Here is a 4,157-nt window from a genome sequence, read left to right on the forward strand (position 1 = left end):
TCGCACTTCACATCCTGCCGACGGGGACCCGTCCTCGTCTCACGACCCCCGCGTCACCAACCTCATGAGCCACAACATCTAGTTGTACTGACCCGCAGCGTTGTTGATGCGGTCGATGGGGCGTTGGCCGCCGATGCCGAGGTGTGGTCGTTCCAGGTTGTAGTGCTCGAGCCAGGTGGGCAAGAGGTTGGCGCGTTGGGTGTTCGAGGTGAAGACCTGCGAGTAGGCCCATTCGGTGGCCAGGGTGCGGTTGAGGCGCTCGACCTTGCCGTTCGTCCAGGGGCAGTGTGGGCGGATGAACTTCTGGACGATGCCGAGCAGGGCTGCCGCGGCGCGGAAGTCGCGTGAGATGCGGTAGTTCTTGGCGTTGTCGCTGAGCACGCGCTCCACGGTGATGTCGTGGGCGGCGTAGAAACCGGCCGCGCGGGTCAGGAACCCGGCGCAGGTCGTGCCCTTCTCGTCGGGGTGGATCTCGGCGTAGGCGAGCCGGGAGTGGTCGTCGATCGCGGTGTGGACGTAGTCGTAGCCGACCTTGAGGTGGCTGGTGGTGTGGTTGCCAGCGCTCTGGGTGGGGTCGCCGCGCCACCCGCCGCCGTCCGGGATGCGGCCGAGCTTCTTGACGTCGATGTGGATCAGCGACCCCGGGTAGGGGTGCTCGTAGCGGACCGCGGAGCGGCGGGAGGCGCGGATGACCTGCCCGGTCACCGGGTCGCACTCGCGCAGCAGAGGGACCTGGTGGCGGGCCAGGACCCGCCCGACCGTCGAGGCCGGCACACCCAGGTGGTGCCCGATCCAGACCGGTCCGCGCTGGGAGAACATCCGGGCGATCCGGATCCGGGTCTCCACACAGGGCGCGGTCCGCGCCGGGTGGGTGCGGGCGATGCTGGACCGGTCCACCAACCCAGCCCGACCGTCAGCTTGGTAGCGGCCCCACCACCGCCAGGCCGTCGTGCGCGACAGGCCCATCTCGGACGCGACGTGCGCGACCGGGCGACCCACCTTGATCCGCTCGACCAGAACCAACCTGCCCGCCGGCGTCAACCGGGCATTAGCGTGAGACACGAGAGACCTCCGAGTTCCGAGAGTGAATGCCTTAGACAGCTCCACACTCGACCCGGAGGTCTCTCGTCATGTCAACAACGGTCTTGGTCAGTACAGCTAGTCCCACGGGGAGGTCGGGGCGGTGCATCAGTCGCGCGAGCGCGCTCTGCAGGGGTGGCCCCGGATAGGCCACGATCCCCGTCAGGCACTCGAGCAGAACGAGACCGAGAGAGTAGATGTCGCTCGGTGGTCCGAGCTGCTCCCCTTTGGCCTGCTCCGGGCTCACGTAGGCCGCAGTCCCGGCGAAACTCCCGTCACGGTCACCGAGTAGGGGGGACTCCATCATCATCGCGATGCCGAAGTCGGTGAGCTTGGCCCGCACCCGGTCGGTGTCGTTGGAGTAGTCGAACAGCATGATGTTCGCGGGTTTGACGTCGCGGTGAATCACGCCGCGATCGTGGACGTAGTCGAGGCCTTCAGCGAGGTCGACGCCGACGTGCCCTACCTCGCGGGAAGTCATCGCCCCGCTGGAGAGCCGGCTTCGCAGGTCGGGTCCGTTGATCAGTTCCATGACCAGGTAGATCAGCGGGCGATCCGGGACCAACAGGTCGGTGCCGGCATCGAGGAGGGTCACGAGACTGTGGTGGCTCAGGTGGGTGAGGAGCCGAACCTCGTCGTCACCCGTGCGCAGGTCACCGGCGTTCGCGGTCGGGGTGGCCAAGATCTTGACCGCGACGTCCCTCCCCAGGGACTCGTCTCGCGCTCGATGGACGGTTCCCATCGCCCCACGCCCGATCCGCTCACCCAGGCGATACCGCCCACCCAAGACAGTGCCTGCTGCCGCTTTCGACACGTGCTTTCCGCTTTCTAGATCGTGCGCTGGTGAGTTCAGGGACAGCGGGTCACGCGTGGTGCTGGTCGTCCTCGTCGCCGCGGCGGATGACCGTGAGCGACCGTCGAAGGGTGGTCACCAAGTGCCGGTGACCAACAGGTCGGGATGCGAGACGGCGTCGGGCGGGTGGGCCCGAAGCGTGGCGGCAAGGTGGTCGACGGCGTCGACAGCCCGGGCGGTGAGGTCCGCGTCGGACCTACCCCCGGTCACCGCACGCACCGCGGACGCGAGGGCGCGCAACGCCTGCGCGGCAGGGAGCCGGACCTGCGGGGCCGATCCGAGTGATCCCCCGACGGCGTCGTGGTCGTCCAGGAGCAGGCCGAGATCCTGGACGAGGAACCCGAGCTGCTCCAGGGCCTGCGCCTGGCGGTGCAGGCCTCGCAGCGTCTCGCGCTGATTCCGCGCACGCCGATTCGCGTCCGCCGCCTCGCCTGACTCGCGCACGGCGCAGCGCATCTCTCCCAGCAGGTGGTCCAGGTGCCGATGGCTCGATCGTTCGGTGCGCGACGTCGAGTCTGCTGGCGGGCAGTAGGAGTCACCGAGGGCGTCGAGCTCACTCGCAAGGGTGTCGCGCAAGTCCGCGAGGGAACGCGCGGACCGCTGCAGCGGGAGCGCCGGCAGGAGCAGGTTCACCCCGACAGCGAGAACCGCACCCATCAGCGTCAGGCCCGAGTACGCGAGCACGTAGTTCTGCTGGTTGGAGCTGCCGACCACGAGCGTGAGCAATGCGGCTGTCGGGACCCACGCCCCCTGAGATCCCAGCCACCGCATTCCAGCGGCGAGGATTCCTACGGCAACCACCAGCGCGACTGTCAGGACAGAGACCCCGAGCACGGCCTCGGTCAACAGCGCGATGGACGCACCCAGGACAATGCCCGCCACGTTGCGACCGGCCTCCGTCATCGACCGATGAACGGTCGGATGGATAGCGATGACCGCACCCAGCGGGGCGTAGTAGGCATACGTCGCAACGTCGTCGGGCAGGAGCCGGGCGGCCACGAACCACGCCACCGCCGCCGCGAACGCACCTTTGAGGGCAAGCTGCACGCGCGCGTCCCGCACGGTGCCACTCACGACCAGTGCCCGGCGGCCCAGGCCGCCGGGCACTTGCGTCAGAGACTCAGCGACGACGACCACCGAGCGTCCGGGCGGCCAGCGTGACGCCGATGACCGCGAGCACGACCTGGAACAACAGCTCGATCCAGTCGATCCCGGCGGTGTCCGCAGACGAGACCGCGTTCGCCAGGACCGTCCCCAGGAGCGCCGCAACGATCCCGATGAGGATCGTGACAAGGATGGAGATGTTCTGCTTTCCGGGTGCGAACAAGCGCCCGAGCGCTCCGATGATGGCGCCGATGACAATGGCGGTGATGAATCCTGAAACGGTCACGTGAGTCCCTCTCGCGAGAAAATGAGGGCCGGGCTCGGCCATCGAGTAGGCGTAGTTTCGCGAACAAGGAGCACTCACGAATTTGTTGATCGTCCGTCAAGGCATTAGAGCGGGCCGACCACGAGACGACAATCTGCACTCCGGGCGGCACGCTAGCCATCGTGGATCCACCGTCGTGGAACTCCTCGTCGCAAAGGTCGTCCCGTACACAGAGTTAGACGCGGATCCCACGGAATCGTCACGGTCTCGCAGGTGTGATGTGGGTCACACCTCTCACCAGGTCGCAACAGCGCCGGGATAGCCAGGACCTGGGGTTCCTCGGTCGACCGGAGCACCCTTTGCGGGCTCAAGAGGATCGTCGGCGGCGGTCTGTGACATTCATCACCAGTCGTGGACCGTGACGGAACGCGCGCGACGGCGTCTAACCAAGGGGAACCAGCACAGCAGATCCGGTCAGGGAGGCACGATGAACAGCATCGCTGGGGTGGGCGAGAGTCGAATTTCCGTCATCGAGGGGGTTGGTTCGACGGTCGCAGTGCTGGGAGGAGACGTGGACAGCGAACTTCGGTCTCAGGCTGGCGAAGCGTTAGCGATCGCCCTGGACCGGGGGCTACCACTTATCCTGGACCTTACAGATGTTCGCTCCGTCGACTCAGTCGGAATCGCATTCGTGGTCCAGTGCTGCACCATCGGCAAAGAAGAAGGCCTGTGCGTGATGCTGCGCAACCCCCCGCCGGCGGTCTCTGAGGTGCTGGGCCTCCTAGTGGCGTGTCACATAAGTTTCTGATGTGTTCGCTATGCTCTGGGACATGCCGAATCGGGTGAGAGTGTTGG

General features: G+C 66.7%; 5 protein-coding genes. 1 reads left to right on the forward strand and 4 read right to left on the reverse strand.

Translation table 11 applies throughout. From position 1 onward, the window contains the following. Nucleotides 1-78: 78 nt before the first annotated feature. The 4 genes from EUA98_RS19305 to EUA98_RS19320 form a co-directional block, all read right to left on the reverse strand. The gene (locus EUA98_RS19305; RefSeq protein WP_130104305.1) at nucleotides 79-1,062 is read right to left on the reverse strand and encodes an IS481 family transposase; all 984 of its coding nucleotides are present in this window, start codon (nucleotides 1,060-1,062) and stop codon (nucleotides 79-81) included. 31 nt (nucleotides 1,063-1,093) lie between these two features. Beyond that, complete coding sequence (locus EUA98_RS19310) at nucleotides 1,094-1,894, reverse strand: serine/threonine-protein kinase (protein ID WP_255424332.1); 801 nt, start codon at nucleotides 1,892-1,894, stop codon at nucleotides 1,094-1,096. A 114-nt stretch (nucleotides 1,895-2,008) separates the two neighbouring features. Further along, on the reverse strand, nucleotides 2,009-3,007 hold the full coding sequence (locus tag EUA98_RS19315) for an aromatic acid exporter family protein (protein WP_165372926.1): 999 nt from the start codon (nucleotides 3,005-3,007) through the stop codon (nucleotides 2,009-2,011). 46 nt (nucleotides 3,008-3,053) lie between these two features. Next, nucleotides 3,054-3,323 (reverse strand): GlsB/YeaQ/YmgE family stress response membrane protein, encoded by a 270-nt coding sequence (locus tag EUA98_RS19320; RefSeq protein WP_130104308.1) that lies wholly within the window; start codon nucleotides 3,321-3,323, stop codon nucleotides 3,054-3,056. A gap of 466 nt (nucleotides 3,324-3,789) precedes the next feature. Between EUA98_RS19320 and EUA98_RS19325 the strand changes: the two genes are divergently transcribed. Next, the gene (locus tag EUA98_RS19325; RefSeq protein WP_130104309.1) at nucleotides 3,790-4,110 is read left to right on the forward strand and encodes an STAS domain-containing protein; all 321 of its coding nucleotides are present in this window, start codon (nucleotides 3,790-3,792) and stop codon (nucleotides 4,108-4,110) included. The last annotated feature ends 47 nt before the right edge of the window (nucleotides 4,111-4,157 follow it).

Source organism: Pengzhenrongella frigida (assembly GCF_004168625.1).
Taxonomy (GTDB): domain Bacteria; phylum Actinomycetota; class Actinomycetes; order Actinomycetales; family Cellulomonadaceae; genus Pengzhenrongella; species Pengzhenrongella frigida.